This window comes from Candidatus Hodgkinia cicadicola, from assembly GCF_002774925.1.
In genome coordinates, this window is sequence record NZ_NXGO01000131.1 from 1 (window position 1) to 769 (window position 769).

Consider the following 769-nt stretch of genomic DNA (forward strand, 5'->3'; position numbering starts at 1 on the left):
TATTATATATTAATTACGAATAACGTAATATTTCAAAGAATTCTGTTTTTCAAAATGTATAAAGTTATGTTTTGATTTATCGTTTATTAAAATTAATAAAGTAGCCTACGTTCGGTTCGTTTCGTTATAGGAAATAGTTCTGCACGTGATAAAAATATGTAAGTTTTCATAGTAAATATAAATATTTCTCTTAATACTTTTTCATTATTAATAATATCCATCCATGTTTGGCATTTTATCCATGAATAAAATTTTCTATGTTTGATGATCCTGTTATAATCACTAACTTAAATATTATAATTATCTCATTATTGTCACATTAAATTGCAAATTACTTTCTGATTTATTTTTCATTTCTCGTTTTCCCTTGGCAAGACTCACAACAAAATACATCTTATTTAGTTAGAATATTTATTGTACTTCTTATTACAGAATATGTTTTAGAATTCTTATTTGACCCTATCGTACATTAAGAAGTTTTGGTACTTACATTTTTGGTAATGTTTGTATTTTAAAATGCTTCTTGAGAAAAGGTAATTTTTGCATATATAATTATTTACCTTGATGTGAAAAAACACCAGTCACATATTACATTATTACTTTAAATTTCTTTAATATACATATAACTTATATTACATACATACATATATTAGTTTAAAACAAACACCGATTCAAATGATAATTAATTCTGGTGCCAGAGGCACGTTGTCTCAAATTCAACAACTAATTGGTTCTAGAGGATACATCGTTGGATTCGAAGGAAAAACAT

Annotated in this window: 1 protein-coding gene; it reads left to right on the forward strand. The window is 24.7% G+C overall.

Features of this window, described 5'->3' with window-relative positions; all coding sequences use genetic code 4:
- Positions 1-654 precede the first annotated feature (654 nt).
- A partial coding sequence (locus MAGTDC_RS06080; RefSeq protein ID WP_414173076.1) for a hypothetical protein occupies positions 655-769 on the forward strand: 115 nt, incomplete at its 3' end.